Source organism: Variovorax sp. EL159 (assembly GCF_900100965.1).
Lineage (GTDB): Bacteria > Pseudomonadota > Gammaproteobacteria > Burkholderiales > Burkholderiaceae_C > Variovorax.
Genome location: NZ_FMUJ01000009.1, coordinates 101,945 through 125,733, shown reverse-complemented (window position 1 = coordinate 125,733; position 23,789 = coordinate 101,945). Strand labels below are relative to the sequence as shown.

General features: G+C 67.7%; 22 protein-coding genes. 1 reads left to right on the top strand and 21 read right to left on the bottom strand.

Annotation, left to right across the window (positions count from 1 at the left end; translation table 11 throughout):
• The first annotated feature begins 24 nt into the window (after nt 1–24).
• Nucleotides 25–774 (top strand): transporter substrate-binding domain-containing protein, encoded by a 750-nt coding sequence (locus tag BLQ28_RS29585; protein WP_093246900.1) that lies wholly within the window; start codon nt 25–27, stop codon nt 772–774.
• Between the two features lie 45 nt (nt 775–819).
• Here the strand turns inward: BLQ28_RS29585 and BLQ28_RS29580 are convergent, their stop codons facing one another.
• From BLQ28_RS29580 to BLQ28_RS29480, 21 genes are all read right to left on the bottom strand, one after another.
• Nucleotides 820–1,230, bottom strand: coding sequence for a hypothetical protein (locus tag BLQ28_RS29580; RefSeq protein ID WP_093246899.1), 411 nt, complete (start codon nt 1,228–1,230; stop codon nt 820–822).
• An 84-nt stretch (nt 1,231–1,314) separates the two neighbouring features.
• A complete protein-coding gene (locus BLQ28_RS29575) occupies nt 1,315–3,546 on the bottom strand; it encodes a M1 family metallopeptidase (protein WP_093246898.1) in 2,232 nt (743 codons plus the stop codon).
• Between the two features lie 675 nt (nt 3,547–4,221).
• On the bottom strand, nt 4,222–5,538 hold the full coding sequence (locus BLQ28_RS29570; RefSeq protein ID WP_093246897.1) for an MFS transporter: 1,317 nt from the start codon (nt 5,536–5,538) through the stop codon (nt 4,222–4,224).
• A 38-nt stretch (nt 5,539–5,576) separates the two neighbouring features.
• Nucleotides 5,577–6,683, bottom strand: a complete 1,107-nt coding sequence (locus tag BLQ28_RS29565) for a porin (protein ID WP_093246896.1) — start codon at nt 6,681–6,683, stop codon at nt 5,577–5,579.
• A 45-nt stretch (nt 6,684–6,728) separates the two neighbouring features.
• The gene (locus BLQ28_RS29560) at nt 6,729–7,697 is read right to left on the bottom strand and encodes a PDR/VanB family oxidoreductase (protein ID WP_093246895.1); all 969 of its coding nucleotides are present in this window, start codon (nt 7,695–7,697) and stop codon (nt 6,729–6,731) included.
• 17 nt (nt 7,698–7,714) lie between these two features.
• Nucleotides 7,715–8,770, bottom strand: coding sequence for an aromatic ring-hydroxylating oxygenase subunit alpha (locus tag BLQ28_RS29555; protein ID WP_093246894.1), 1,056 nt, complete (start codon nt 8,768–8,770; stop codon nt 7,715–7,717).
• 12 nt (nt 8,771–8,782) lie between these two features.
• Nucleotides 8,783–9,004 carry a recombinase-like helix-turn-helix domain-containing protein gene (locus BLQ28_RS29550; protein ID WP_093246893.1) on the bottom strand — a complete coding sequence of 74 codons (222 nt, stop codon included), beginning with the start codon at nt 9,002–9,004 and terminating at the stop codon, nt 8,783–8,785.
• A 32-nt stretch (nt 9,005–9,036) separates the two neighbouring features.
• Nucleotides 9,037–10,203: an FAD-dependent monooxygenase gene (locus BLQ28_RS29545; RefSeq protein ID WP_093246892.1), complete on the bottom strand. Its 1,167-nt coding sequence runs from the start codon at nt 10,201–10,203 to the stop codon at nt 9,037–9,039.
• A 33-nt stretch (nt 10,204–10,236) separates the two neighbouring features.
• Complete coding sequence (locus BLQ28_RS29540; RefSeq protein ID WP_093246891.1) at nt 10,237–11,232, bottom strand: Bug family tripartite tricarboxylate transporter substrate binding protein; 996 nt, start codon at nt 11,230–11,232, stop codon at nt 10,237–10,239.
• 15 nt (nt 11,233–11,247) lie between these two features.
• On the bottom strand, nt 11,248–12,219 hold the full coding sequence (locus tag BLQ28_RS29535; protein WP_093246890.1) for a VOC family protein: 972 nt from the start codon (nt 12,217–12,219) through the stop codon (nt 11,248–11,250).
• A gap of 13 nt (nt 12,220–12,232) precedes the next feature.
• Entirely contained in the window at nt 12,233–13,708 is a 1,476-nt protein-coding gene (locus BLQ28_RS29530; RefSeq protein WP_093246889.1) for an aldehyde dehydrogenase, read from the bottom strand.
• Nucleotides 13,709–13,726: 18 nt separating this feature from the next.
• Nucleotides 13,727–14,524 carry an aspartate dehydrogenase gene (locus tag BLQ28_RS29525; RefSeq protein WP_093246888.1) on the bottom strand — a complete coding sequence of 266 codons (798 nt, stop codon included), beginning with the start codon at nt 14,522–14,524 and terminating at the stop codon, nt 13,727–13,729.
• Between the two features lie 20 nt (nt 14,525–14,544).
• Nucleotides 14,545–16,248 (bottom strand): thiamine pyrophosphate-binding protein, encoded by a 1,704-nt coding sequence (locus BLQ28_RS29520; protein ID WP_093246887.1) that lies wholly within the window; start codon nt 16,246–16,248, stop codon nt 14,545–14,547.
• Nucleotides 16,241–17,077 (bottom strand): SDR family oxidoreductase, encoded by an 837-nt coding sequence (locus BLQ28_RS29515; protein ID WP_371126719.1) that lies wholly within the window; start codon nt 17,075–17,077, stop codon nt 16,241–16,243. The genes BLQ28_RS29520 and BLQ28_RS29515 overlap by 8 nt, the downstream gene beginning before the upstream one ends.
• Nucleotides 17,078–17,081: 4 nt before the next feature.
• On the bottom strand, nt 17,082–17,915 hold the full coding sequence (locus BLQ28_RS29510; RefSeq protein ID WP_093246886.1) for an IclR family transcriptional regulator: 834 nt from the start codon (nt 17,913–17,915) through the stop codon (nt 17,082–17,084).
• 39 nt (nt 17,916–17,954) lie between these two features.
• Complete coding sequence (locus BLQ28_RS29505; RefSeq protein WP_093246885.1) at nt 17,955–18,827, bottom strand: alpha/beta fold hydrolase; 873 nt, start codon at nt 18,825–18,827, stop codon at nt 17,955–17,957.
• A 7-nt stretch (nt 18,828–18,834) separates the two neighbouring features.
• Nucleotides 18,835–19,383, bottom strand: a complete 549-nt coding sequence (locus BLQ28_RS29500) for a cupin domain-containing protein (protein WP_093246884.1) — start codon at nt 19,381–19,383, stop codon at nt 18,835–18,837.
• A 30-nt stretch (nt 19,384–19,413) separates the two neighbouring features.
• Nucleotides 19,414–20,229 (bottom strand): SDR family oxidoreductase, encoded by an 816-nt coding sequence (locus BLQ28_RS29495; protein WP_093246883.1) that lies wholly within the window; start codon nt 20,227–20,229, stop codon nt 19,414–19,416.
• A gap of 12 nt (nt 20,230–20,241) precedes the next feature.
• Nucleotides 20,242–21,228 carry a Bug family tripartite tricarboxylate transporter substrate binding protein gene (locus BLQ28_RS29490; protein WP_093246882.1) on the bottom strand — a complete coding sequence of 329 codons (987 nt, stop codon included), beginning with the start codon at nt 21,226–21,228 and terminating at the stop codon, nt 20,242–20,244.
• Between the two features lie 185 nt (nt 21,229–21,413).
• Complete coding sequence (locus BLQ28_RS29485) at nt 21,414–22,673, bottom strand: D-amino acid dehydrogenase (RefSeq protein ID WP_093246881.1); 1,260 nt, start codon at nt 22,671–22,673, stop codon at nt 21,414–21,416.
• Between the two features lie 62 nt (nt 22,674–22,735).
• Complete coding sequence (locus tag BLQ28_RS29480) at nt 22,736–23,752, bottom strand: 2-dehydropantoate 2-reductase (protein WP_093246880.1); 1,017 nt, start codon at nt 23,750–23,752, stop codon at nt 22,736–22,738.
• Between the last annotated feature and the right edge of the window lie 37 nt (nt 23,753–23,789).

Sequence of the window (23,789 nt, the reverse complement as noted above, 5' to 3'; positions counted from 1 at the left end):
CCTCCTTCTCGACGAATGGACGCCATGACACAGCCCCTCCCTCCGATCACCCCCGCCCTCGTTGCCGCCTTCGCGCCCCAGGGCACTCTGCGCGCATCGATCAACCTCGGCAATCCGATCCTTGCCAACAAGGATGCGGCTACCGGCGAGCCGGTCGGCGTGTCGATCGACTTGGCACGCGCGTTCGCGCAACTGCTCGGCGTGGGCATCGAATTCGTGGTCTTCGAGAAGGCCGCCGCCTCGGTCGATGCAGTGAAGAACGAGAAGGCCGACATCGGCTTCTTCGCCATCGATCCGGCGCGCAGCGAAGGGCTTCGCTTCACAGCCCCCTATGTGCTGATCGAAGGCAGCTACCTCGTGCCCACAGCGTCGCCGCTGACCGACAACGCGCAGGTCGATGCCGAGGGCCATCGCATCTCGGTCGGCTCGGGCAGCGCCTACGACCTGTTCCTCACGCGCGAGATCCGACACGCCGAGATCGTCCGCCTCCAGGGCGCCGGGCCGGCACTCGCCGCCGTGCGTTCGGGCGAGGTCGAGGTGGCGGCCGGCATCCGCCAGCTGCTCGAAGGCGAGGCGGAGCGCGCACCCGGCGTGCGCGTGCTGCCGGGCCGCTTCATGGTGATCCAGCAGGCCATGGGCACGCCGGCCAGCCGCGGTGCCGATGCGCAAGCCCTGCTCGCCGCTTTCGTCGAGCACATGAAGGCCAGCGGCTTCGTGGCCGATGCGCTGAAGCGCCACCGCATCGAAGGCGCGATCGTCGCGCCTTCGGCCTGAGGGCTGCGGTGGCGGTGGCGGTGGCGGTGGCGGTGGCGTTCAGGCTCAAAGCTTGTACGCCTCCACCGGCCCTTGTGAATAGAACAGGAAGTAGCCGGTCTGCGTGCTGAAGTTGTTCTTCTTCCAGCCCGCCGGCACCTTGAAGATGCCAAGCTGGTCGCTCGCCACGCCGATGAAGGCGGTGTTCTCGCTGTCGGTGGTGATCTTGTTCCAGCGCTCGCGCGTCACCGGCTGCATCTGCATCTTGGCCTCGCTCCAGTCGGGTGTGCGCACCTTGTCGCGCATGACGTAGCGATCGCCCCGCCGCTCGATCTTGACCAGCTCCTTGAGCACGCCGTCCTGCTTGACGGCATAAACGCCGACCAGCGCGTCCTCGGGTCCGCTGCTTGCGCCGCAGGCGACCAGCAGCAGCAAGGCACAGGCGCCGGCTCCCAACCATTTCAATGCTCTGTTCATGATGATCCCGTGATGTAGGGCATGCGCCGCCGGCCGCGCCCGTCATGGCCCGGCCGGCGACGTCATGCATGGTGGTTCGAAGGCTCAGCGCTTGTCGTTGTCACGCAGCTTCAGGTTGCCCTGGAAGCGCAGCGCGTGCGGGTACTCCTCCGGTGCTCCGGCGTCCTGTGCCACCATCTTCTGCTGGCTCAGTTCCGTCTTCGCCAGGATCGGCGCCGGCAGGTTGACGATGTTCTTGATCTGGTCGTACTGCGCCTGCGTGATGCGCCCCACGCCCAGCAGGCGGAAGGCATCGCGCTCGATGTTCAGCAGCAGCGGCTTGTTGGCCCCGAAGTACTGCGCCTTGGCCAGCAGGTCGCTCCACGACTGCGCGCTGTAGTTGCTCACGTAGTAGTCCTGCCCGGTCGGCCCGGCCAGCACCGCGGTGCAGCCCGGCAGCTCGAGTTGCGTGCTGTTGGTCGACATCACGAAGGTCTTGCGCTGGTCCATCGCATCGCCGTACGCCAGCGTGACGGGAATGTTCCACGTCGAGGCCGGGTACAGGTTCTGGTTGGGGAAGGACTCCTGCGTGATGTTCACGTAGGTGCGGTCGCCGGCGCATTGCGCGTCCACCGTCAGCAGTGGAATGCCGGTCTGGCGGATGAAGCTGTCGCCGATCTCGCTCACCTTCTTGCCGCCGCTCGCCTTCTCCAGCGAAGTCCACAGGCGCGTGGGCGTGACGTTGCCATAGGCGTAGTCCTTCAGGTAGATCTGAAGGCCCTTCTGCATCGCCTCTTCGCCGATGTAGTTCTGGATGGTCTCCAGCACGTGGCTGCCCTTGTTGTAGACAAATATCGACGGGCTGATGAAGCCGAACGAACCCGCGTCGTTCAGGTTGCGCTGCACCGGCACCGCCGTGTTCTTCAAGTCGGCAACGATCACGCTGTGCTTGTCGAGCACGTAGTCCGAGAAGCTGTAGTACTCGGGGTGGAACTTGATCGTGGTGCGCCTTTCGAACCAGCGCGCGAACGATTCGTTCAGCCACACGTTGTCCCACCAGTCGAGCGTGACCAGGTCGCCGAACCACTGGTGCGCAATCTCATGCGTGACCACCGTCACCGAATACAGCGTGGGCTTGTCGCCCGGCTTGGTGAGCACCGCGTCGGCAAACTCGAAGATCGCGCCCCAGTTCTCCATGCCGCCGAAACCGGTGTTCGGCTTGTTGTTGTAGCTGTCGTTGGCCGCGATGGTGTCGAACTTCTTGATGGGCAACGGAATGCCGGTGTACTTGTAGTAGTAGTCCATGGCCACTTTGGTCCACTCCATCGGGAAGGTGGCCCAGGTCGAGCGGCCCGGCGGCGTGAACCAGCGCAGCGGAATGTCGGTGCCGTCCAGCGGGTTCTTGAAGGTGTCCGGCAAGATGTCGAACTTGCCGCCGCCGAAGAAGGTGAGGTACATCGGCATCGACGGTGTCTTCTCGAACGACACCTGCTGGTAGCCGTCGGGCAGCTTCACCGCCGACTTCTGCGCGCCGTTCGACACGGTCTTCCAGTCGCCCGGCACCTCGGCCGAAATCTCGAAGGTGTGGCGGAAGGCCGGCTCGTCCCAGCCCGGGAACCATTGCCGCGCGTAGTTGGTTTCGCCCTGCGTCACGATGGCATCGCTGCTCACGCCTTCGGGCGTCGACAGGCCCACCTTGAAGATGCCGGTGGCGGCCGAGCAGAACGGGTTGCGCTGTACTTCGGCGGGCGGGCAGTACTCCGCGTCCGAGAACTGGATCTTGCCGTCCCACTCCATGTGCAGCAGGTACTTGCCCTTGGCGATCTGGCCGTCGTTCAGGCGCAGTTGCACGAAGTCGCCCAGCGTCTGCGGCGTGGGGATCAGCGGTATCGCCACGCCGGGGTTCGACACCTTGCGCAGCGTGGTGCGGCCCTTGGCAAAGTTCAGGTTGTGCGCGGCGACCACGATCGCATCGACCGGCTTGAGCACTTCGATCTCCACGTCACCGCGGCCCACGAAGGTCTTGAGCGCCGCATCGGGCCGGAACCACAGCTTGTAGTTGCTGGGCCAGACGGTGTCGGGCAACTCCATCGGCTTGGCCGAACGGTCGACGGCCACCGCCGTGGCGTCGGCCGCCGCGGTGGGCACGCCGTCGTCGGGCGCGTTCTTCGCGGTATCCATGTTGTTGGCCACCGGAGTCGACGGGGCACCGAGGCCCACGCCTGCGCCGCCGAACGAAGAGCCACTGTCTCCACCGCCGCCGCATGCCGTCAGGGCGGCAAGGGTCACTGCGGTAATGGCAAGATGATTGACGAAGGGTTGGTTGAGTTTTTTCATGATCGCCTCTGGGTAAGGACATGCACCGCCCTGCAGGCATCGGCGGGTAGCCGGTACTGCGCGGGCACGCGCGGTGAGTGATGGAATGAAGAACAACGAATCGGGCAGGCAACAGCGAGCCCTTCCGGCGAACGAAACGTTCGTCAGAACAACACGAAGACGCCACGGTTTTTCATCGGCCCGGCACGGCACGGACGTGCCACGCCAGGCCGCGCCGCAATCGATGCGGGCGGCCCCAGGATGCGAGGGGTGATGTGTTCCATTCCCGTCGATGCGCGGGGTGGATGGGATGCGGGGGTGGCCTGGGGGCTGGTGATGCGCCTTCAGCGTCCACGCACCGGCGCGATTCGCTTCTGCGAGGCAGAAAGCGTACGTGCCGTGGTGGCAATGGCAAGATTCTTCGCGGCTCTTCTCGTTGGTGTCACGCGCATTCCCCCGTCCATTAGGTGCGCTCAGTTTTATCTGAACGAATGCGACGGCTCAACGACTTGCGGAACTTTTCTTTCTCAAAATGTTCGCGCGCGATAGACCGAATGGAGTCATGGCGTGCAACGCATCTCGTGCGATACGAAGATGGTTCAGCCGCTGCAACACATGCTCACGCAGATGACAGATTTCGAGCGTGATGGCTGTGACACCGCTGCCACAGTACGAAGGTTCGTGTGGCTGCCAGAGCTACGAAAGTTGTGAACCCGAAACTGCAACCGCGCTGCGCGAACGCTCGCGAAGCCACAGCAGGAGCCCGCATCCGAACACCACCAGCTGCGTTCCGATCAACAGTGCGAAGCCCGCGAAGAAGCCCGCTGCCGATGCGGCCGGCGATACCGCCGCACCTGCCGCGCCGGTGCCATGCGACACCGCGGTGATCACGCCGCCCATCAGCGCAGGCATGAAGCCCGCCACCAAACTGCCGGCGCCGTTGGTCACGCCGAACGCACTGGCCGTGTGCTCGGGCCGCGCGCAATGCTGCACCGTGCTCGGAATCGCCGGGCTCTGCAGCCCCCAGAAGAAATTGGCGGCCACGAGGCAAGAGGCTGCCACGTAGGGGTTGTGCGCGTTGATGGCCATCAGCACCGACAGCGCCACGCCCACGCTTGCGCCCATGAAGATGAACGGCACGCGCTCGCGCCCCAGCTTGTCGATGAGCAGGCCGCCCGCGAACACCGCGAGCACGGTGGCGTATTGCGGTGCCGAGGCCAGCCAGCCCATCTCGCGCATCGAGAAGCCACGCGCCTCGCGCAGGTAGGTGGGCAGCCAGTTGCTGCTGCCCCAGAGGTACGCCAACGCCGCCGAGGTCAGCAGCGTGATGAGGAACAGGTGTCGCGTCTGCAGCGCGCCGCGCACGATGTTGCCCACGCGCGCCATCGCATCGCCGAACGACGACGGCCGCACGCCGTCGGCATGCGCGGGCGGCATGCGCACGAAGGCCAGCACCAGCGGAATGCCGAGCGCGATGTTCAGCACGCCCAGCACGTGGAACGAGCTGTCCCATGCGAACTGCGTGAGCAGGTAGCCGACCAGCGGATAGCCGATGGCCAGGCCCAGCCCCGTGCCCATGTTGACGATGGCATTGGGCTTGCCGTTCTCGTGGCTCTGGAAGTGCGCCTTGATGTAGGACGAGGCCAGCGAGAACAGCGGCCCTTCGGACACGCCCAGCAGGATGCGCGAGGCCAGCAGCATGCCGTAGCTGTGGAACATGGGCGAGGCCCAGGTCACCACGCCCCACAGCACCAGCCCGTAGATCAGGCTGCGCCGCACGCCGAACAGCGTCGAGCAGAACGGCGTGAGCACGAAGGCCGACACGCCATAGCCCAGCATGAAGGCCGTCGCCAGGAAGCCCTGGCTCACGCGGTCGGTGGGCGCGATGCCCACGTGGTTCAGGAACGCGGGGTCGGTGATGAGCACCGCGATGTTGATGCGGTCCACATAGGAGATCGCGACGATCACGAACAGCGTGATGACGCCGTACCAACGAAAGTTCTTGCTCTGCATGGTTCTCCTGCCGCGGGTTGGGTGATGCGCGGATGCGCCTAGAACATGTGGCGCATGCCGAACTCGGCACCGCTGGAGGCGCGGTTCGGCAGCGTGGTGGCGCCCGACAGCGCCTGCGTGGCGCCGTTCCGGTTGCTGATGCGCGCGATGGTCGCGTACAGCGCGGTGCGCTTCGAGAGGTTGTGCACGTAGCCGATGGCCAGCTTCGACGACGTGGGGTTCAACAGCGCGCCGGCCGGCTGCAGCTTGTAGCGCGCATACGAGCCCTTGATCTCGCCGGGGCCGATGGGCAGGTGGAAGCCGATGAGCGCTCCCTTGCCATCGGTCGCGCCCTTCGACTCGGTGTACAGCTCGCTCGTGAGCTTGAGGTTCATGAGCGACGGTCCGAAGGTATAGGAGGCACCGAGGTTGGTCACGCGCAGGTCGCCGCTGGCGTAGCGCGTGCGGCCGGTGGCAATGGCCACGTTGAACCCGCCGCCCTGGTAGCCGAAGCGCAGGCCCGTGTGATCGCCGTCGTGCCGGTTTGACACCAGCGTGCCCGGCAGCACCGAGGTCGAGTCGTTCTCGCCCATCGCGTACATCACCTGCCCGTAAAAGCCGCCCAGCTCGGCCGGCAGCAGGTAGCCCACGCTGTTCGATGCGCGCGTGCCCGTGGGGGCCACGAGGCCACCCAGGCCCGAGAAGTAGATCTGGTTGGCGCCGATGCCGCTGCCCGTGCCGAAGGGATCGAAGATCGCCGTGTTCCAGAACGCCGGCACGTAGTCGCGGCCCAGGCGAACTTCGCCGAACGGGCCGGCCAGGCTCACCGTCGAGCGGCGGTTGAAGCTGAGCGAGCCGGCGGGGCCGTTGCCGCTGGCCTGGTTGTTCGAGTTCGACGGAAAGCCGGTGCCGGTGTCGTTCTGCAGCCCCATCTCGAGCCAGAAGTTGGCCGACAGCCCGCCACCCAGGTCTTCGGTGCCGCGAAAACCGAAGCGGCTGAACATGTTGCCGCTGTTGCTCAACTGCAGCTTGCTGCCCGAACCGGCACCGCTGCCGCGCGTGTAGGTGACGGCCGCATCGACCACGCCGAAGAGCGTGAGGGAAGACTGGGCCAGCGCTCCGCCAGCCGTGCTGGCCGCAGCCAGCGCGATCAAGTAACTTTTCATGGATGTCTCGGTTGGTTTTTTTTCTTGCCGTCGGGTGTGAAGGCCTCAGATGTCCAGCACCAGTCGCTCGCCCTTGCAGCGAGAGACGCAGATCATCATGGTCTTGTTGGACGCACGTTCGATCTTGGTGAGGATGCCGTCGTGGTGCTCGACTTCGCCTTCGAGAACCGCTGTTTCACAGGCGCCGCACACGCCTTCCTTGCAGCTGTGGTCGGGGTTGAGGCCCGCGTCGATCAGGCTGTCGAGAATCGACTTGCCGGCCGGCACCTCGACGCTCTTGCCGCTCTTGGCGCACTGCACGACACAGCCCTGCGTGGCGCTCGGCGCCTCGACGTGCACGGCGGCAAAGCGCTCGATGTGCGCGTTGGCATAACCGAGCTGCTCGCAGCTTTTCTCGAAGGCATCGAGCATCGGCGTCGGGCCGCAGCAGTAGTAGTGGCTGGCCGCGCCCTTGCCGGCCAGCAGCTTCGCGAGGTCGGGCGGCGCGCCCTTCTCGTCGTCGAAGTGCCAGGTGATCTGCACCGACTTTTCAGCGGCCAGCGCTTCGATGGCATCGCAGAAGGCTGCTTCTTTGCGGGTGCGTGCGCAGTAGAGAATTTCGACGGGCTTTCCGACCGCCACGAGCCGCTGCAGCATGCACCAGATGGGCGTCACGCCGATGCCGCCGGCCACGAGCACCGAGCGGTCGGCGCCCTCTTCCAGCTTGAAGTTATTGCGCGGCGCCGAGATCGGCAGCGTCATGCCCACGCGCAACTGCTGGTGCACATAGCGCGAGCCGCCCCGGCTCTTGCGGTCGTTGAGCACGCCGACCACGTAGCGTTGACGGTCGCTGGCCGGGTTGCACAGCGAGTAGCTGCGCACCAACCCGTTGGGCAGGTGCAGGTCGATGTGGGAGCCGGCCTCGAAGGCCGGAAAGTCCACGGCGGGCGTGGCCGGCCGGAACTCGACGCTCACGATGCCGTCGGCCTCGTAGCGCATGGTGTGCACGAGGGCGTTGAGCGTGGGAGAAGACATGGCGATCGCTTCCCCGATCAGGCCGTGGCGGCCTCGGCTGCCTTGGACGCTTCGGCCAGCTGCGCCTGCGCCAGGTTGCGCATGTGGCGGCGCAGGCGAACGATGCCCAGGTCGTGCTGGTAGAGGTTCTCGTGCTGGTTGGCGTCGGCCTCCATCTCTTCGAGCATCACGCGGTCTTGCTCCAGCACATGCCAGTGGCGCGCCTCCAGGCGGTTCTTGTAGAGAAAGCGCCAGGTGTCGCGCTGCCAGCCCGGCTGCAGCTTGCGCACGCGCCAGAAGAAGGTGGCCGTCATGCCCTTCACGATGGGCGAGAAGGCGCCGATGATGATGAAGTTGCCGCCGGGGCCGCCCGTCTTCGGGTACGGAATCTCAAGCCGCATCCAGTGGATGCCGGTGTCGGCCCATTCGGTCCAGTCGAAGTTCACGTTGCGCTGGCCTTCCTTCTCGAACACGAAGCCGATGTCGGTCGCACGGATGCCGAACTTCGCGCTCGAGTCGCCCTCGGCCATCGAATGCGACTGCTTGTGCAGGTACGTGCCGTGCATCGGGTCCATCACGTTGTCGAGCACGTAGCGGTAGTCGCCCTTCCACTCGGTGTAGCAAAGGAAGCTGCTGTACTCGGCGTCGTCCGTCAGTTGCTCGGGCAGCACCAGCGGCGGCGCAACGTCCACCGGCTCCTTCGAGTTGTAGAGAAACACCGCACCCGCGCGCTCCTGCACATGGAAGTGCCGCGTGGCCTGCGAGCCTTCGAGCTTGCAACCCGGGCTGCCGGGCACGCGCGTGACGACGCCGTCATGCCGCACCTCGACGCCGTGGTACGGGCACGAGAGCCGGTCGCCCAGGATCACGCCCTGCGACAGCGGCGCACCGCGATGCGGGCAGCGGTCTTCCAGCGCATGCAGCACGCCTTCGCCGTCGCGCCACAGCGCCAGCTTGCGGCCCAGGCGGCGCAGGGAGACGGGGTTCTCCTTGATGAAGTGCGAGGGGCAGATGGGATACCAGAGGTCTTTCAGTCCGATCTCCAGAAGGTGATCGACCGGGTCTGCGGGAACGGGTTGGATGGCGATGGTCATGATGGATTCCTCTCAGGCGGCCAGCGCGGCCATCTCCTTGCGGTACAGCGCCTCGGTCCAGGGCTGGCCGCCGGGCGTGGCCAGGCCGCTGTCGTTCAGGCGTTGCACCAGGGCGGCCAGGTCGTGGATGCCATCGGCGAAGGCGCGTTCGATCACGTCGCCCAGCAGGTCTTCGTAGGTGGTCGCGGGGCGCTGGCGCGCCTGGTGCGGTTGGAGATAGCGGTCTTGTTGCATCGTGTGCCTCCGTGGGGTGAGGTGAAATGGAATCAGGCGGTAGCGGCGGTCGCCGTGGCGGGCGCGCCGAGCGGCACGGCCCAGGCGTCGTAGCCGTAGACCCAGTCGGCGTTGCCGCCTTCGCGCAGCCAGTTGTTGCCGCGCGAGCCGAGTTGCACCTGGCTCGCACGCTCGATGCGGGCCTGCTCGTAGCGCTGGAGTGCATCGGCGGCATCGGTCATTGCGACGCCTTCGAGATGGCGCGACAGCACGACCGCGTCTTCGATCGCCATGCCCGCGCCCTGCGCCATGAACGGCAGCATCGGGTGCGCGGCATCGCCCAGCAGCGCCATGCGGCCGGCGGCCCAGGCGGGCATCGGATCGCGCTCGTACAGCGCGGTCTTGAGCACCGTGTCGCAGGCGTCGAGCAGCGCGCGTGCCTCGGGGTGGTAGGCCACGTACTGCTCGCGCAGTTCGTCAACGCTGCCCGGCGCGGTCCACGACTCGAGGTGCCAGCTGTCTTGCGGCGTGGTGGCGAAGATGAAGATGTCCTTGCCGCGATTGAGTGGGAAGGTGACGATCTGGCTCTGCGGGTTCGGGCCCCACCACTTGGTGAAGGCGCCCAGGTTGGGCACGCCGGCCACGCGCTCGGCAGGCACCACGGCGCGGTAGGCCACGATGCCGGTGAAGCGCGGGCTCTCGGCGCCGAACATCGCGGTGCGCACGCACGAGTGGATGCCGTCGGCACCGAGCAGCACGCCGACGCGGGCGTGGGTGCCATCGGCGAACGAGAGGCTCACGCCCTTGTCGTCCGCCTCGATCTTCTCCGCGCGCTTGCCGAGCGCGACCTGCCCGGCCGGGAACATGTCGGCCAATGCAGCCAGCAGGTCGGCGCGGTGGATGGTGAGCTGCGGCGCGCCGTAGCGCTGCTCCGCCGAGTCGGCCATTTCGAGGCGCGAGGTTTCCTCGCCGGTGTCGTAGGTGCGGCTGATGCGGTGCGACGGGCGCGCCGCCGTCACGCGGGCCGCCTCGCCCACGCCGAGGCCGTCGAGCGCGCGCACGGCATTGGGCGTGAGGTTGATGTCGGCTCCGACGCGGGCGAACTGCTTCGCCTGCTCGAACACGACCACGTCGTGGCCCGCGCGCCGCAGCGCGATGGCAGCCACGAGGCCGCCGATGCCCGCGCCGACGATGCCGATGGTGGATTCGCTGGTCTTCATGGGTTGTCTCCTCCCTGTCGTGGTTGCCGGCGCTTACTCGGCGACGATGTTGCGGGCCTTGATGATCTTGGCCCACACGGCCGTCTCATCGTGGATGTAGGTGGTGAACTCGGCGGGCTTCATGGCCGCATCGGTCATGCCCTGCAGCTTGAGGCGTTCGCGCACGTCGGGCTGCGCGAGCATGTCGGCCGCGTCTTTCGCGAGCTGCTCGACCACGGCGGGCGGTGTGCCCTTCGGCGCCATCAGGCCGTACCACGAGGTCACGGTCACGCCCTGGATGCCCTGCTCCGCCAGCGTGGGAATGTCGGGCGCGGCGGCGCTGCGCTTGGCCTCGGTCACGCCGATGGCGACCAGCTTGCCCTGCTTGAGGAACGGCAGCGTCGCGGGCAGGTTGCTGAACATCAGCGGCACCGAGCCACCGAGCACGTCGTTCAGTGCGGGCGGCGTGCCCTTGTAGGGCACGTGCAGCATGTCGATGCCGGCCTGCTGCTTGAACAACTCGCCCGCCAGGTGCAGGCCGCTGCCCACGCCGGGCGAGGCATACGACAGCGTGTTCGGCTTGGCCTTGGCCTTCGCCACCAGGTCCTTCGCGTTCTTGATGCCCGACGCCGGCGAGGCCACCAGCACGTTGGGCGCCTTGGCCAGCATGGTGACGGGCACGAAGTCCTTGTCCATGTTGAACGGAAAGTTCGGCATCAGCGTCGGATTGATGGTCACGTTGCCCGCCGGGATCACCAGCAGCGTGTGGCCGTCGCCCTTGGCGCGCTTGACCTTCTCCATGCCGATGTTGCCGGCCGCGCCGACCTGGTTGTCGACCACGGCCGGCTGGCCGTAGCGCCGGGCCAGGCCGTCCGACAGGATGCGTGCCAGCGTGTCGACCGGCCCGCCGGGCGGGAACGGCGAAATGATGGTGAAGCGCTCGCTGGCCAGTTGCTTCTGGGCATCGCTTTGCTGCGCATGCGCGGTCGTGCCGAGCGTGAACGCCGCGAGCGCGGCAAACAGGAGAGAGAAAGAAAGACGTGGTTGCATGACGGATCGAGGGACTTATTTCTTTTCGGTAAGGAACGCGCCTTTCGGGCCTTCGGCGTTCTTCTGGCGGCGGGTGTTGCCGTCGAGGCCGCCATCGACGGCCCATTCGGCGAACACCGTCGGGCCGGGCTCGAACTCGCGCGGTTGCCAGTCGGCGGTGAGCTGGTCTTCGTCGGCGTAGTACTCGATGAGGCCGCCGGCCGGGTTCTTGAAATACCAGAAGTACGCCGACGACACCGGATGACGGCCCGGGCCGAGCTGCGTTTCCCAGCCACGGCGCGAGAAGTGCAGGCCACCGCCGAAGACTTCGTGGATGTCGCGCACGGTAAAGGCCACGTGGTTCAGCCCGCGCTTGCCCGAAGGAATCTGCAGCAGGAACAGGTCGTGGTGCCCGCCCTCGGCCGCGCAGCGCATGAAGGCGCCGCGGTTCGGGTAGCTGTCGGACGCGATGAAGCCGAAGCGCTCCGCATAGAAAGCACTGGTGCTTTTCACGTCGTTGACGAAGAACACCACATGGCCCACTTCGATGGGCGTCGCGTGGTCGTAGATCGGCGCGGCCTGGTTGATGCGAGGCTTGGCGTTCCAGGTGTTCATGGCGCCGCAATCGACGTCCACGGCGTGCTTGCGGCTGACCTGCAGACGCACGGCGAGGCCGTTGGGATCGATGCAGCCGATGCGGCGCGCGCCATCGACCGTGCTGTCGAAGAAGCCCGTGTCGTGTGCGATGGCGGCGGCGTAGCAGTCGAGGTCCGCATTGCTTTCGACGCCCCACACCACTTCGCGCAGCGTCGGGCCTTCTTCCATCGCGGGCGGCAGGCCCGGCTTGTCCCATGCCGCGACGACCACCTTGCAGCCATTGAGGCATTCGAAGACGAGTTCGTCGGCCGCTTCCGACTTCAGCGCGAGGCCCCAGTCTTCGAAGAAACGGCGGCAGGTGGGCAGGTCGTCTGCCCCGTAGGTGATCTGGTCGATGCCGAGAACGCTCATGGTGGTGTCCTGTTCAGTTCGCCCACGGGAGCGGTTGTTCATTCGTGCCCCAGTACATGCTCTTTTGCTCCATGTACTGGAAGATGCCCTCGCGGCCCTTCTCGCGGCCCAGGCCGCTGTCGCGCCAGCCGCCGAAGGGCGTGGAGACCGAGAACTGCTTGTAGGTGTTGACCCAGACCGTGCCGGCCTGCACCGCGCGGCCGAGCTTCCAGGCGCGCTTGAAGTCGCGGCTCCAGATGCCGGCGGCCAGCGCGTACACGCTGTCGTTGGCCTGCGCGATCAGCGAGGCTTCGTCGTCGAAAGGCATCGCGACCAGCACCGGGCCGAAAATCTCTTCCTGGCTGATGCGTGCGCTGTTGCCCAGGCCTTCGATGATGGTCGGCTTGTAGAAGTAGCCACGGTCATAGCCGTCGCCGCGCGGGCGTACGCCGCCCGTGCGAATCCGGCCGCCTTCGGACACGCCGAGGTCCACATAGCGCTCGATGCCCTCGCGGTGCTTGGCCGTGATGAGCGGGCCCATCTGCGTCTGCTCCGAAGCCGGGTCGCCCACGCGCAGTGCGTTGGCGCCTTCGGCCAGCCGCGTGAGGAACTCGTCGTAGATGCCGCGCGCCACGAACAGGCGCGAGCCCGCGATGCACGACTCGCCCGACGAACTGAAGATGCCGTAGAGCACGCCGTTCACCGCATGGTCGAGGTCGGCGTCGTCCAGCACCATGGTCGGCGACTTGCCGCCCAGCTCCAGCGACACCGGCATCATCTTGTCGGCCGCGATGTGGGCGATGTGCTTGCCGGTGGTGGTGCCACCGGTGAACGACACGCGCTTGACCAGCGGATGCTTGGTGATCGCGTCGCCGATCACCGAGCCCTTGCCCGGCAGCACGCTGACGATGCCCTTGGGCACGCCGGCCTTCTCGCAGATGCGCGCGAGTTCCAGCGCCATGAGCGGCGTGACCTCAGCGGGCTTGACGACCACTGCATTGCCGGCCGCCAGCGCGGGCGCGAGCTTTTGCGCTTCGCTCGCAATCGGTGAGTTCCACGGCGTGATGGCCGCGACCACGCCCATGGGCTCGTGCACGCTCATCGTGACGAACGCACCGCGCGACGGGGTGATGGTTTCTTCGAGCGTCTCCAGCGCAGCGGCGAAGAACTGGAAAGTGCCCGCAGCGCTCGCCACGAGGTTGCGCGTTTCGTTGATGGGCTTGCCGTTGTCCAGGCGCTGCTTCTGCGCGAGCGATTCGCTTTCTTCGCGGATCAGCTGCGCCACGCGATGCAGCACGGCCGCGCGTTCGTGCGGCAGGCGTTGCGCCCAGCCGCTGGTGCGGAAGGCGTGGTCGGCGCGCGTGATGGCTTCCTCGACATCGGCAAGGCTTGCTGCTTTCAGACGTGCGATGGGCTCGCCCGTGGCCGGGTACAGGCTTTCATACACATCGCCGCCGCCCAGGCGCCATTCGCCGGCAATGCAGATCGGAAGGAGTTCAGAAGAAATCATGGTAGTGAAGAAAGCAGCTCAGATGACCAGGGCCGCGGCCCGGTTGCGCAGAGCACGCACCGCGCTGTAGACGGTGAGCGCAGAGGTCTTGGGGTTGGCCGCGAGCGGCTTGTTGCGCATGGTCAGCGCGAAGCTGCCGAAGGCGCCTTCGGCTTCGACCGTGTGCACGTTCTCGGCGGTGGCGGGGTCGGCGATCAGGCGCACCAGCGTCTTGTCGAGCCCGAGACCCGCGAGCGACACGGTGGCCGCGACGTTCGCGTTCTTCGGGTACAGCAAGGCGGCTTCGCGCGCGCTGCCTTCGAAGATCACGGCTTCATGCGCCAGCGCATCGAGGTCGCGGCCCTGCTCGGCCGGCGTGCCCTTCCAGGCCTTCGGCGGCTTGCGGCCGGTGTAGCGCACGCTGCCCAGGCCGCCGATGCGGGCGGCGGCCAGCGCATCGATGCCGCCGATGGCGCCGGGGATCAGCTGCACCTGCGTGCGGCCCGCGACGGCGGCGGCTTCGAGCTTTTCGGCAAGCCCTGTGGCCGACAGCGCGCCGACCGAGGCAACCACGCAGGGCGTGCCGCGTGCGAGTGCCGGCAGCACGTGCTCTTCGATGGCCGCGTGGCCGGCCGTCTCGACCACGAGGTCGATGCCGGCAACGGGCACCGTGCTCAGGACCTGCGCGCCGGGCACGGCCTGCTGTGCCGCGGCGATGCCTTCGGCGGGCACGACGATGACCGTCACCCGAAGGGCCGGATCGCCCCGGAGCAGTTCGAGCACCGCGGTGCCGATGGCGCCGCAGCCGACGAGTGCGATGCGTGTGATGGCGGTCATGGAAGAGGCCTTGCGCGCTGTCACTTGGCCGTGCCGAGCGCGGGGATCTGCGTGACCGTGTTGGTCGGCGGGCCGGCGAAGCTGGTCTTGAAGCCACCGATGGAGAGCATGTCGATCTCCAGCAGGAACGGGCCGTCGGTGGACAGTGCCTCGCCCAGCCGCGTCGGCAGGTCGGCCAGGTCTTTCACGCAAGCGTGGGGCAGCGCGATCGACTTGCACAGCAGGTCGTAGTCGGGCGTGTGCAGCTCGGCGTAGCACTGGCGGCCGCCGTACTGCGCGTCCTGGATGTTCTTGATGACGCCATAGCTCTTGTCGTTCATCAGCACGATCACCATGGGCGCCTTCTCCTGCACCATGCAGGCCAGCTCGCCCAGGTTCAGGATGAAGCCGCCGTCGCCGGCCAGGCAGAAGGTCTTGCGGCCCGAGCCGGTGACCGCCGCGCCGATGGCCGCACCGATCGCCATCGGCATGCCCTGCCCGATGCCGCCGCCCGTGGCATGCACGCCGGCGCTGGGCTCGAAGATGCGCAGCTCGCGGTTGCCCCAGGTGCTGTTGGAGACGGTGACGTCGCGCACCCAGTTGAAATTGCGGCCCGCCGCCGACTGGATGCGGCGCACGAGTTCGGCGTACGGGCCGAGGCCGTCGCGCAGCGTTGCCACGGCCTGGTCGTGCGCGGCACGCAAGTCGACCAGCAGTTGCGCGTCGGCGCGGTAGCCCATTGCCTCGAGGCGATCGGCAAGGCCTTCGAGCGCGAGTGCCGAGTCGCCGCAGACGAACGCTTCGGAGGCGTAGCAGCGGCCTTCAACGGCAGCATCGGCGTCGATGCGATACAGCGGACGCGGCAGCTTCAGTTCGTACTTGAGCGTTTCGTTGCCGCGCAGGCGCGAGCCCACCACCAGCATCGCGTCGCAGGTCTGATAGAAGGCCTCGACCGGCTTCTGGATGTTGTAGGCGCCAAGCGAGCCCGCATCGTCTTCGGGCACGGTGCCGCGGCCCTGCGTGGTGGTGACCACGCCGAAGCCGAGCTTCTGCAGGCGCTGGATCGCACTGCGGGCGTGGCGTGCGCCGCCGCCGATCCACAACAGCGGGCGCTTGGCAGTCACCAGGCGCGCGGCGAGCGCGTCGAGCGCGGCGGCCGATGGCACGGGCCGCTCGATGAGCAGCGGCGACAGGTCGGCGGGCATCGTCATGAGCGCCGACTGGATGTCGATCGGAATCTCCACGCTCACCGGGCCCGTGGGGGCCGTCAGCGCGAGCTGCACCGCGCGCTTGAGCGTGCCGAGCGCCGTCTCCACGCTGCGCACGCGCAGCGCCGCCTTCGACACCGCCTTGAGCATCGTCAGCTGGTCGGGTGCCTCGTGGATGTACGACATGCCCTTGTCCAGGTACGGCGTCTCGATCTGTCCGGTGATGTGCAGCAGCGGTGCGCCGGCGGTCAAGGCCTCGACCAGGCTGCCCGCGATGTTGCCCGCCGCCGGGCCGGTGCTGGTGATGCACACGCCCAGGCTGGCGGTGGAGCGCGCATAGGCGTCGGCCATGTTGCCCGCGCCCGCCTCGCCGCGCGAGGAGATGAAGCGCACCATGCCGCGCTGCGCGAATGCATCGAGGATCGGCATGTTGTGGATCGAGATCACGCCGAACGCCGCCTTGACGCCGCACTGCTCGAGAAAGGCCGCGACGACCGCGCCGACCGTGACCGTGTTGTTGTTCGTGGGTTCATGCATGGCGCGACAGGCCTCCGGAGATATCGATGTGACTGCCCGTCGTGTAGGACGCGAGGGGCGAAGCGAGGAAAAGGATCGCGCGCGCGGCTTCGGTCGGAAGCCCCAGGCGACCCAGCGGGATGTGTTTGTTCTGCGCGAGCTGGCCGCTCCAGGCGGACCAGTCCTGCGACTTGTCTTCGCGCGCCTCGAAGCGGCGGCGCCACTGGCCCGACTCGACCAGCCCGATCAGGATGCCGTTGACGCGCACGCCCTGCGGCGCGAACTCGGTGGCCATCGAACGCACGAGGTTCAACAGGCCCGCGCGTGCGGCCGAGGTGGCGACCATGTGCGGCTCGGGCTGGCGCGCCAGCAGCGAGTTGGCGCAGACGATGGCGGCATCGCCCAGCGCCGCGCGTTGCGCCGCGAGCTGCGGCAGGAAGGCACGCGTGGGGTTGATGACGGAGAAGAACTTCAGGTTCAGCTCTTCGGTCCAGGCTGCGTCGTCGGTGTTGGCGAAGGTCGAGACGCGGCCCTGCCCTGCGTTGTTGACGAGCATCGAGGCCGGGCCGAGCGCGGCCTCGCTGGCGGCCGCGAAGGCCCTGACCGATGCGCCGTCGAGCACGTCGCAAGGCTGTGCGAAGAGCTTCGCACCGGGATGCCGCGCGCTCAGGTCCGACACGGCGTCGTCCAGCCGTTCGGCATTGCGGCCGCACAGTGCAACGGCAGCGCCGCAGCCGAGCAGCAGCTCGACGGTGGCCAGGCCAATGCCCGACGAACCGCCCGTGACCACGGCCACGCGGCCGGCCAGCGCGTCGGCGGCAAAGAAGGAAGAAGGTGCGTGCATCGTCATGACTTCAGGCGCTGCGAAGCGGCACCACCTTGCTGGCGCGTGCAGGCGAATAGTTCAGCAGGCCCGAGATTTCTTCGGCCGTGCTGCGCACGCGCAGCACCATCTCGTCCATGCGGTTTTCTTCGATGTGGCCCGAGGTGATGGTTGCGCCCAGTGCCGCCACGATGTGGCCGCTGTGGTCGCGCACCGGTGCTGCGATGCTGGAGATGTTCGACTCGAAGAAGCCTTCGCCCAGCACATAGCCACGCGAACGGTCGGCCTGCACCATGTCGAAGAGTTCGTTCACGGTCTTGGGCGTGCTCGGCGAGAAGGTCTCGAGCTTGTCTTCGGGGTAGAGCGCGCGCAGCTGCGGCAGCGTGAGGTCTTCGAGCAGCACGCGGCCCAGCACCGTAGCGTGGGCCGGCAGGCGCGTGCCCACGGTGACCGAGCTGGCGAACGGCGTGGGCGGTGCGACCTTGGCGACGTAGACGATCGAGCGGCCGTCGCGCACCACGAGATTGCAGGGCGTGCGCAGCTCGTCGCACAGGCGGTTGAGCAGCGGCGTACCGAGTTGCGTGAGTTCGAGCGACGCGAGGTACTCGAAGCCCAGGCGCAGCACCGCAAGGCCGAGCCGGTAGTCGCGGCCGCCTTCGGCGCGTTCCAGAAAGCCCATGTTCTCCAGCGTGGTGAGCAGGCGGAACACGGTCGAGCGCGGCAGGTCGAAGCGGCGCGCCAGCTCGGGCGCGGAGAGCGTGCGGCTTTCGCGGCTGAACTCGCACAGCACGCGCAGGCCGCGTTCGAGCGCGGGCACGTTGTAGCGGTCGGCGCCCTCTTCCATCACTTCGTTGTCGTTGGCCATGGTCGTTGGTTGTTGGTGTTGGTTGTTCCGGGTACCCGGTCAGGCGGCGAGCGTTTCGCGCAGCAGCGCGGCAACGGCCTGCGGCTGTTCCACGTAGCTGGCGTGACCCGCGCCTTCGATGGGTTCGAGCGCCACCCCGCAGCGTTGCGCGACCTGGGTGCAGGCCTCTGGCGTGGTGACGACATCGAGCGTGCCACAGGCCACGCGCACCGGCATGGCGGGCGGCAGGTCGGCCAGCAGGTCGCCGTTGCACAGCAGCTCGACGGCCTGGCGATAGCCGCCGTCGTTCAGGCGCGCCATGTTCCAGCGCACCCATTGGCGCGCGAGTTCGCTGGCGCCGTCGGACACGAGACGGCCCGAGCGCTTCGCGGCCATGCCGGCGATGCCCAGTTCGTCGAGCGTGGCAAGCCGCTCGGCATGCACCTTGGCGCGGGCTTCGGCGCGCGACGCGGCACCGTAGCCCGCGGCTGGGCTGATCAGCACGAGGCGGCGGATGCGCGAAGCCAAAGCCGAGCCTCTGCGCGCGACAGCGCCGGCGGTGAGCGCGCCGAGCGAATGGCCGACGAGCACGCACGATCGCACGTCGAGCGCATCGAGCAGGGCATGCAGCCGCCCGGCGTAGTCGGCCGCACTTGGCGTGGTGGACGCGAGCGGCGTCGATGCACCATAGCCCGGTGCATCCCACGCGATCAGGCGGGCCTGCGGTGCGAGCAGCAGCGCGACGTTGAGCCACGAGGCCGCGCCCGAGCCGATGCCGTGCAGGCACACGATGGCCGGGCCCGTGCCGCGCTCGCGCACCGACACCACGGCGCCGCCGCCGACCGGCACCGAGCGCGCCGGAAAGAGTGCGTCGAGCAATGCCAGCTCGGAAGCGGGCAGCGCCTGTGCGTCGGTGGCCATCGCGTCGCTCATGCCGTGCTCAGCGCTTGATCTTGGCGAGCGGGTGATCGGCCGGATAGGTCGGCGTCACCGGCTTCTTGGCGCCGAGCATCACGCACATCAGCGCGTCTTCGTCGCCGATGTTGATCTCTTCCCGGTACACGCCCGGCGGCACCGAGATGAGGTCGCGGTCGGTCATGATGGTTTCGAAGCGCTCGCCGTCTTTCTCGATCACGACCTTCAGCTTGCCGCGGATCAGGAAGAACACTTCTTCCACGTCGGTGTGCAAGTGCGGCGGGCCTTCGTGGCCGGCCGGGATCACCATGGTCGAGAAAGTGAAGTGCTCGGCGGGCACGGTGTTGACGTCTTTCGCCACGCCGGTGCCGCCGGTGCCCACGTAGCGCATCTGCGCGCGGCGGAACTTGGGGTCGAAGTCGGCCTGGAACTTCAGCGCGTCCCAGTCGTACTTGCGGGTTTCGTAGCGCGCGATGCGGGTGTTCATCCACTCGGCAAGGCTGCTGCCTTCGGGCTGCGCCAGCGTGGTGCCAGCCGCATCGTTGATCTTCTGCTGTTCGGACAAATCGCTCATGGGGGTCACTCCTTCGTCGGAAAAATTCGTTCAGTGCATGACAAAGCCGCCGTTGACGGCCAGCAGCTGGCCCGTCACGAAGCGTGCGAGGCCGGAAAGCAGGTACAGCGCAGCACCGCACACGTCGGCGGCCTGCTGCTCGCGCGGAATGGCGCGGCCTTCGAGGTATTTCTGGTGGCGCGCCATCGGCACGTACTCGGTGGCCTCGACCAGCGTGAGGCCCGGTGCCACGGCATTGACGGTGATGTGGTCGCCGCCCCATTCGCGCGCCAGCGAGCGCGTCATGGAAACGACGGCGCCCTTGCTCGACGCATAGGCCAGCAGGTTGGGCGCGCCCCACAGCGCGGTGTCGGAAGCGAGGTTGACGACCGCGCCACGGCCGCTTGCCGCAAGTGCCGGTCGGCAGGCGCGGCCCATGAGCCAGCTGCCGCGCACGTTGACGTTCATCACGCGGTCCCACGTGTCGATGTCGAGTTGGTGCGCATCGCGGCCGCCCGAGTTGGTGATGGCGGCGTTGTTGACGAGGCCATCGAGGCCGCCGAGCAGGCGGATCGCTTCGGCGGCGCAAGCGTCGATGGACGCGGGGTCCGCCAGGTCGACGGTCAGCGCATGCGCCTTGTGGCCGCCTTCGCGCAGCGCCTTGGCCTCGGTCTCGGCCAGCTCGCCGAGGATGTCGGCCAGCACCACGCTGGCGCCCGCCGCGGCGATGCACTGCGCGAACGCAAGGCCCAGGCCGCGCGCGCCACCGGTCACGAGGACGCGGCGGCCGGCCAGCAGGTTGGCGGGCAGTTCGGCGAGCAGCGACTGCAGGCTCGAAGGATCGGGAATGGCTTTGAGTTCGGACATGGGTGTTCAGTCTCAGTCGGCCTGGATGCCGAGTTCCTTGATGACCTTGCCGAAGCGCGTGAAGTCGGCGGCGTTGATCTTGCCGAGCACGTCGGCGTCGCCGCCCACGGGCGCGGTGCCGAGCACCGCCATGCGCGCGACGATCTCGGGCATCTTGAGGATTTCGTTGAAGTGGCCGTTGAGCGTCTTCACGATCTCGGGCGACAGGTGGCGCGGGCCCCAGAGGCCGTTCCAGGCCGTGACCTCGACGTCCTTGTAGCCCAGCTCGGCCAGCGTCGGCACCTTGGGCGCGAGCGGCGAACGCTCGCGCGAGGCCACGGCCAGCGGCAGCAGCTTGCCGTTGGCGAAGTAAGGCGCCACCGGGCCGAGCGTGATGAAGGTCACCGGCACATGACCGCCCAGCACGTCGTTGACGGCGGGCGCGACGCCCTTGTACGGCACGTGCGCGAGGTTGGTGCCCGAGGCGCGGGCGAACATCTCGCCCAGGATGTGCATCGGCGAGCCGCTGCCCGGGCTGGCATACGACAGCGACTTGCCTGCGCCCTTGCCGGCGGCGACGGCGTCCTTCAGGCTGGTGAAGCCGCTGCCGGCACTCGCCACCAGGAACAGCGGCTGGCTGCCCGTCTGCACGATCGGCGTGAAGCCGTTGAGCACGTCATAGGCCGAGGCGCCATTGGTCTTGAGCACCAGCTGCGCGATCGAGAAAGTGCTGGGCGCAAGCAGCAGCGTGTAGCCATCGGGCGCTGCCTTCGACACGTAGGCGCTGCCGATGATGCCGCTGGCGCCGGGTCGGTTGTCGACCACCACGGGCTGGCCCATGCGCGTCGCCAGCTTTTCGGCGAAGAGCCGCGCCAGCGCGTCGGTGTCGCCACCGGCCGGATAGGCGACGACCAGCGTGATCGGCTTGCTCGGATAGGCGTCGGCCCAGGCGAGTCCGGTGGCGCAAGCGGCCGCCATGGAAATGGCGGCGGCGATGGCATGGCGGCGGGTGTGTTTCATCGGGGTCCGTTGGGATCGGTTTTGTTTCACTAAAGAAACAACGATTTATTAATGGAACGCCACGAAGAATAACGAGGAAGACAACTTCATGACTAAGTGAAAACCCTGAGAGTTGCAACCCAACGAAAACAGGGCGGCCCTTTCGGGCCGCCCTGCTTGCAGACGCTGCTTTGAAGGGAAGAAGCTCAGCCGCCGTAGCGCGCCACGGTCAAGCCTTCCATGTCGATGCCGGGCGCCTTGCCGGCGATCAGGTCGGCCATCACGCGGCCGGTGCCGGCGGCCATGGTCCAGCCCAGCGTGCCGTGCCCGGTGCTCAGCATCAGGTTGGGGATGTGCGTGTTGCCGATCACCGGCGTGCCGTCGGGCGTCATGGGGCGCAGGCCGGTCCAGAAGGAGGCGTCGCGCACGTTGCCGCCCTTCGGAAAGAGATCGGTCACGACGTGTTCGAGCGTGTCGCGGCGGCCCGCATCGAGCTTCAGGTCGAAGCCCGAGAGCTGCGCGGTGCCGCCGACGCGGATGCGGTCGCCCAGGCGGGTGACGGCGACCTTGAAGGTCTCGTCCATCACGGTGGATTCGGGCGCGCCACGCGCATCGGTGATGGGCACGGTGATCGAGAAGCCCTTGACCGGATACACCGGCAGGCGGATGCCCAGCGGCCTGACCAGCGCGGGCGAGTAGCTGCCGAGTGCGACCACGTAGCGGTCTGCGGTGAAGTGGCCCGCATCGGTGCGCACGGCCGTCACGCCTTTGCCTGCGTCATGGTCGAGGGCCTGGATGTTCACGCCGAACCGGAACTTCACGCCGTGGGCCTCGGCCAGCCTGGCCAGGGCCTGCGTGAACTTGAAGCAGTCGCCGGTCTCGTCGCCCGGAAGGCGCAGGCCGCCGACGAATTTCTCCTTGACCGTGGCGAGCGCGGGCTCGTAGGGCACGCAGCCTTCGCGGTCGAGCACCTGGTAGGGCACGCCCGAGGCCTTGAGCACTTCGACGTCTTTTGCCGTGCCGTCGAGCTGCTGCTGCGTGCGGAACAGCTGCAGCGTGCCCTGCATGCGCTCGTCGTACCGAATGCCGGTGTCGGCGCGCAAGGCCTTCAGGCAATCGCGGCTGTATTCGGCCAGCCGCACCATGCGGCCCTTGTTGATCTCGTAGCGCGCCTGCGTGCAGTTGCGCAGCATCGACAGGCCCCAGCGCCACATGGCCGGATCAAGCATGGGCTTGATGACCAGCGGGCTGTGCTGCATCAGCATCCACTTGATCGCCTTGACTGGTACGCCGGGCCCGGCCCAGGGCGCCGAGTAGCCGGGAGAGACCTCGCCCGCGTTGCCGAAGCTGGTTTCGAGCGCGGGCGCCGCCTGGCGCTCCAGCACCGTCACCTCGTGCCCGGCGCGCGCCAGGTAGTAAGCCACCGAGGTGCCGATGACACCGCTGCCGAGAATCAGGACCTGCATGAGAACAACCCTTTGAAAGCCGCGACGCTCCCGAGGGTACAGGGCTTGGTACAGGACGGGCGCTACAGGCCCAGCGAATCCTGCAATTGGCGTGCCGGCCACGGCTTGGGCCGTTGCGGCCACGCGTCGAGCAAGGCGACCATGCGCGCGTTGCGTGGCGCGCTCAGGCCATGCTCTTGCGCAAGCCGCACCACCTCGCCGCTGAGCGCGTCGATCTCGGTGCGGCGGCCCAGCGCCAAGTCGTCGGCCATGCTGGAGCGGGCCTTGGCGTCGATGCGCAACATGCGCGCCGCGACGATGCGGAACAGCCAGTCGGGCAGCCGCAACAGGCCCGACAGGCGCTGCGCCGGAACGGCCGCGACCTGCGCTGGCGCAATGCCCGCGACGTGGAGCACGCCCAGTGCCTCGTCGATGAGCGCCGCGAAGCAGCGGCGGTAGCCGCGCTGCATCAGCTCCGCACGCAGCGGCAGGCCCGAAAGCGCATTGACGGGGTTGTTGAGGTTCAGCAGCAGCTTGCCCCACTGCACGGGCAGCAGGTCGGCGTGCAGGTCGAGCGGCACGCCGGCGCGCTCGAACACGGGCAGCCAGGGACGCAGCGCCGCGTCGTCGCCGGCGGCGAGCCGGCCGGGCGTGCCGCGGTGGAAGGCACCGTCGCCGATCTCGGCCACGTTGTACGGCACCATGCCGGGCAGCACATTGAGCGACGGGCCGGCCTGCGACGCGGCCACGCAATTGGAAATACCGTTCTGCAGCGAGACCACCGCGGTGCCGGCGGGCAGCGCAAAGGCCAGCTCGCTTGCCGCCTCGGCCGTGGCCCCGCTCTTCACGCAGAGCAGCACCAGGGCGGGCCGGGCACCCACGGGCACCTGTTCGCACAGGCGCAACGCGGAAGCCGGGAGCTTGCGGTTGCCGCCGTCGATGTCGCTGAGCGTCAGGCCGTTGCGCGCGAGCGTTTCCAGCACGCGCGGACGGCCGACGAAGGTCACGGGCACACCGGCCGCCGCGAGGCTGCCGCCGATGAAGCAACCGATGGTGCCGGCCCCCATCACAAGCACTTCACCGGGGATCGCGTCAGGCATGAAGTGCTTGCTTTGTGTGGAAGTTGACCGGCGGGCG

Bases quoted from the DNA above. Each gene is read 5' to 3' on its own strand.
- BLQ28_RS29515 (WP_371126719.1), bottom strand. From the start codon at position 17,077: ATGACGATGCACGCACCTTCTTCCTTCTTTGCCGCCGACGCGCTGGCC.
- BLQ28_RS29555 (WP_093246894.1), bottom strand. From the start codon at position 8,770: ATGACCATCGCCATCCAACCCGTTCCCGCAGACCCGGTCGATCACCTT.
- BLQ28_RS29490 (WP_093246882.1), bottom strand. From the start codon at position 21,228: ATGAAACACACCCGCCGCCATGCCATCGCCGCCGCCATTTCCATGGCG.
- BLQ28_RS29560 (WP_093246895.1), bottom strand. From the start codon at position 7,697: ATGTCTTCTCCCACGCTCAACGCCCTCGTGCACACCATGCGCTACGAG.
- BLQ28_RS29570 (WP_093246897.1), bottom strand. From the start codon at position 5,538: ATGCAGAGCAAGAACTTTCGTTGGTACGGCGTCATCACGCTGTTCGTG.
- BLQ28_RS29580 (WP_093246899.1), bottom strand. From the start codon at position 1,230: ATGAACAGAGCATTGAAATGGTTGGGAGCCGGCGCCTGTGCCTTGCTG.
- BLQ28_RS29585 (WP_093246900.1), top strand. From the start codon at position 25: ATGACACAGCCCCTCCCTCCGATCACCCCCGCCCTCGTTGCCGCCTTC.
- BLQ28_RS29480 (WP_093246880.1), bottom strand. From the start codon at position 23,752: ATGCCTGACGCGATCCCCGGTGAAGTGCTTGTGATGGGGGCCGGCACC.
- BLQ28_RS29575 (WP_093246898.1), bottom strand. From the start codon at position 3,546: ATGAAAAAACTCAACCAACCCTTCGTCAATCATCTTGCCATTACCGCA.
- BLQ28_RS29535 (WP_093246890.1), bottom strand. From the start codon at position 12,219: ATGAGCGTTCTCGGCATCGACCAGATCACCTACGGGGCAGACGACCTG.
- BLQ28_RS29495 (WP_093246883.1), bottom strand. From the start codon at position 20,229: ATGTCCGAACTCAAAGCCATTCCCGATCCTTCGAGCCTGCAGTCGCTG.
- BLQ28_RS29530 (WP_093246889.1), bottom strand. From the start codon at position 13,708: ATGATTTCTTCTGAACTCCTTCCGATCTGCATTGCCGGCGAATGGCGC.
- BLQ28_RS29540 (WP_093246891.1), bottom strand. From the start codon at position 11,232: ATGCAACCACGTCTTTCTTTCTCTCTCCTGTTTGCCGCGCTCGCGGCG.
- BLQ28_RS29545 (WP_093246892.1), bottom strand. From the start codon at position 10,203: ATGAAGACCAGCGAATCCACCATCGGCATCGTCGGCGCGGGCATCGGC.
- BLQ28_RS29550 (WP_093246893.1), bottom strand. From the start codon at position 9,004: ATGCAACAAGACCGCTATCTCCAACCGCACCAGGCGCGCCAGCGCCCC.
- BLQ28_RS29485 (WP_093246881.1), bottom strand. From the start codon at position 22,673: ATGCAGGTCCTGATTCTCGGCAGCGGTGTCATCGGCACCTCGGTGGCT.
- BLQ28_RS29525 (WP_093246888.1), bottom strand. From the start codon at position 14,524: ATGACCGCCATCACACGCATCGCACTCGTCGGCTGCGGCGCCATCGGC.
- BLQ28_RS29505 (WP_093246885.1), bottom strand. From the start codon at position 18,827: ATGAGCGACGCGATGGCCACCGACGCACAGGCGCTGCCCGCTTCCGAG.
- BLQ28_RS29510 (WP_093246886.1), bottom strand. From the start codon at position 17,915: ATGGCCAACGACAACGAAGTGATGGAAGAGGGCGCCGACCGCTACAAC.
- BLQ28_RS29500 (WP_093246884.1), bottom strand. From the start codon at position 19,383: ATGAGCGATTTGTCCGAACAGCAGAAGATCAACGATGCGGCTGGCACC.
- BLQ28_RS29565 (WP_093246896.1), bottom strand. From the start codon at position 6,683: ATGAAAAGTTACTTGATCGCGCTGGCTGCGGCCAGCACGGCTGGCGGA.
- BLQ28_RS29520 (WP_093246887.1), bottom strand. From the start codon at position 16,248: ATGCATGAACCCACGAACAACAACACGGTCACGGTCGGCGCGGTCGTC.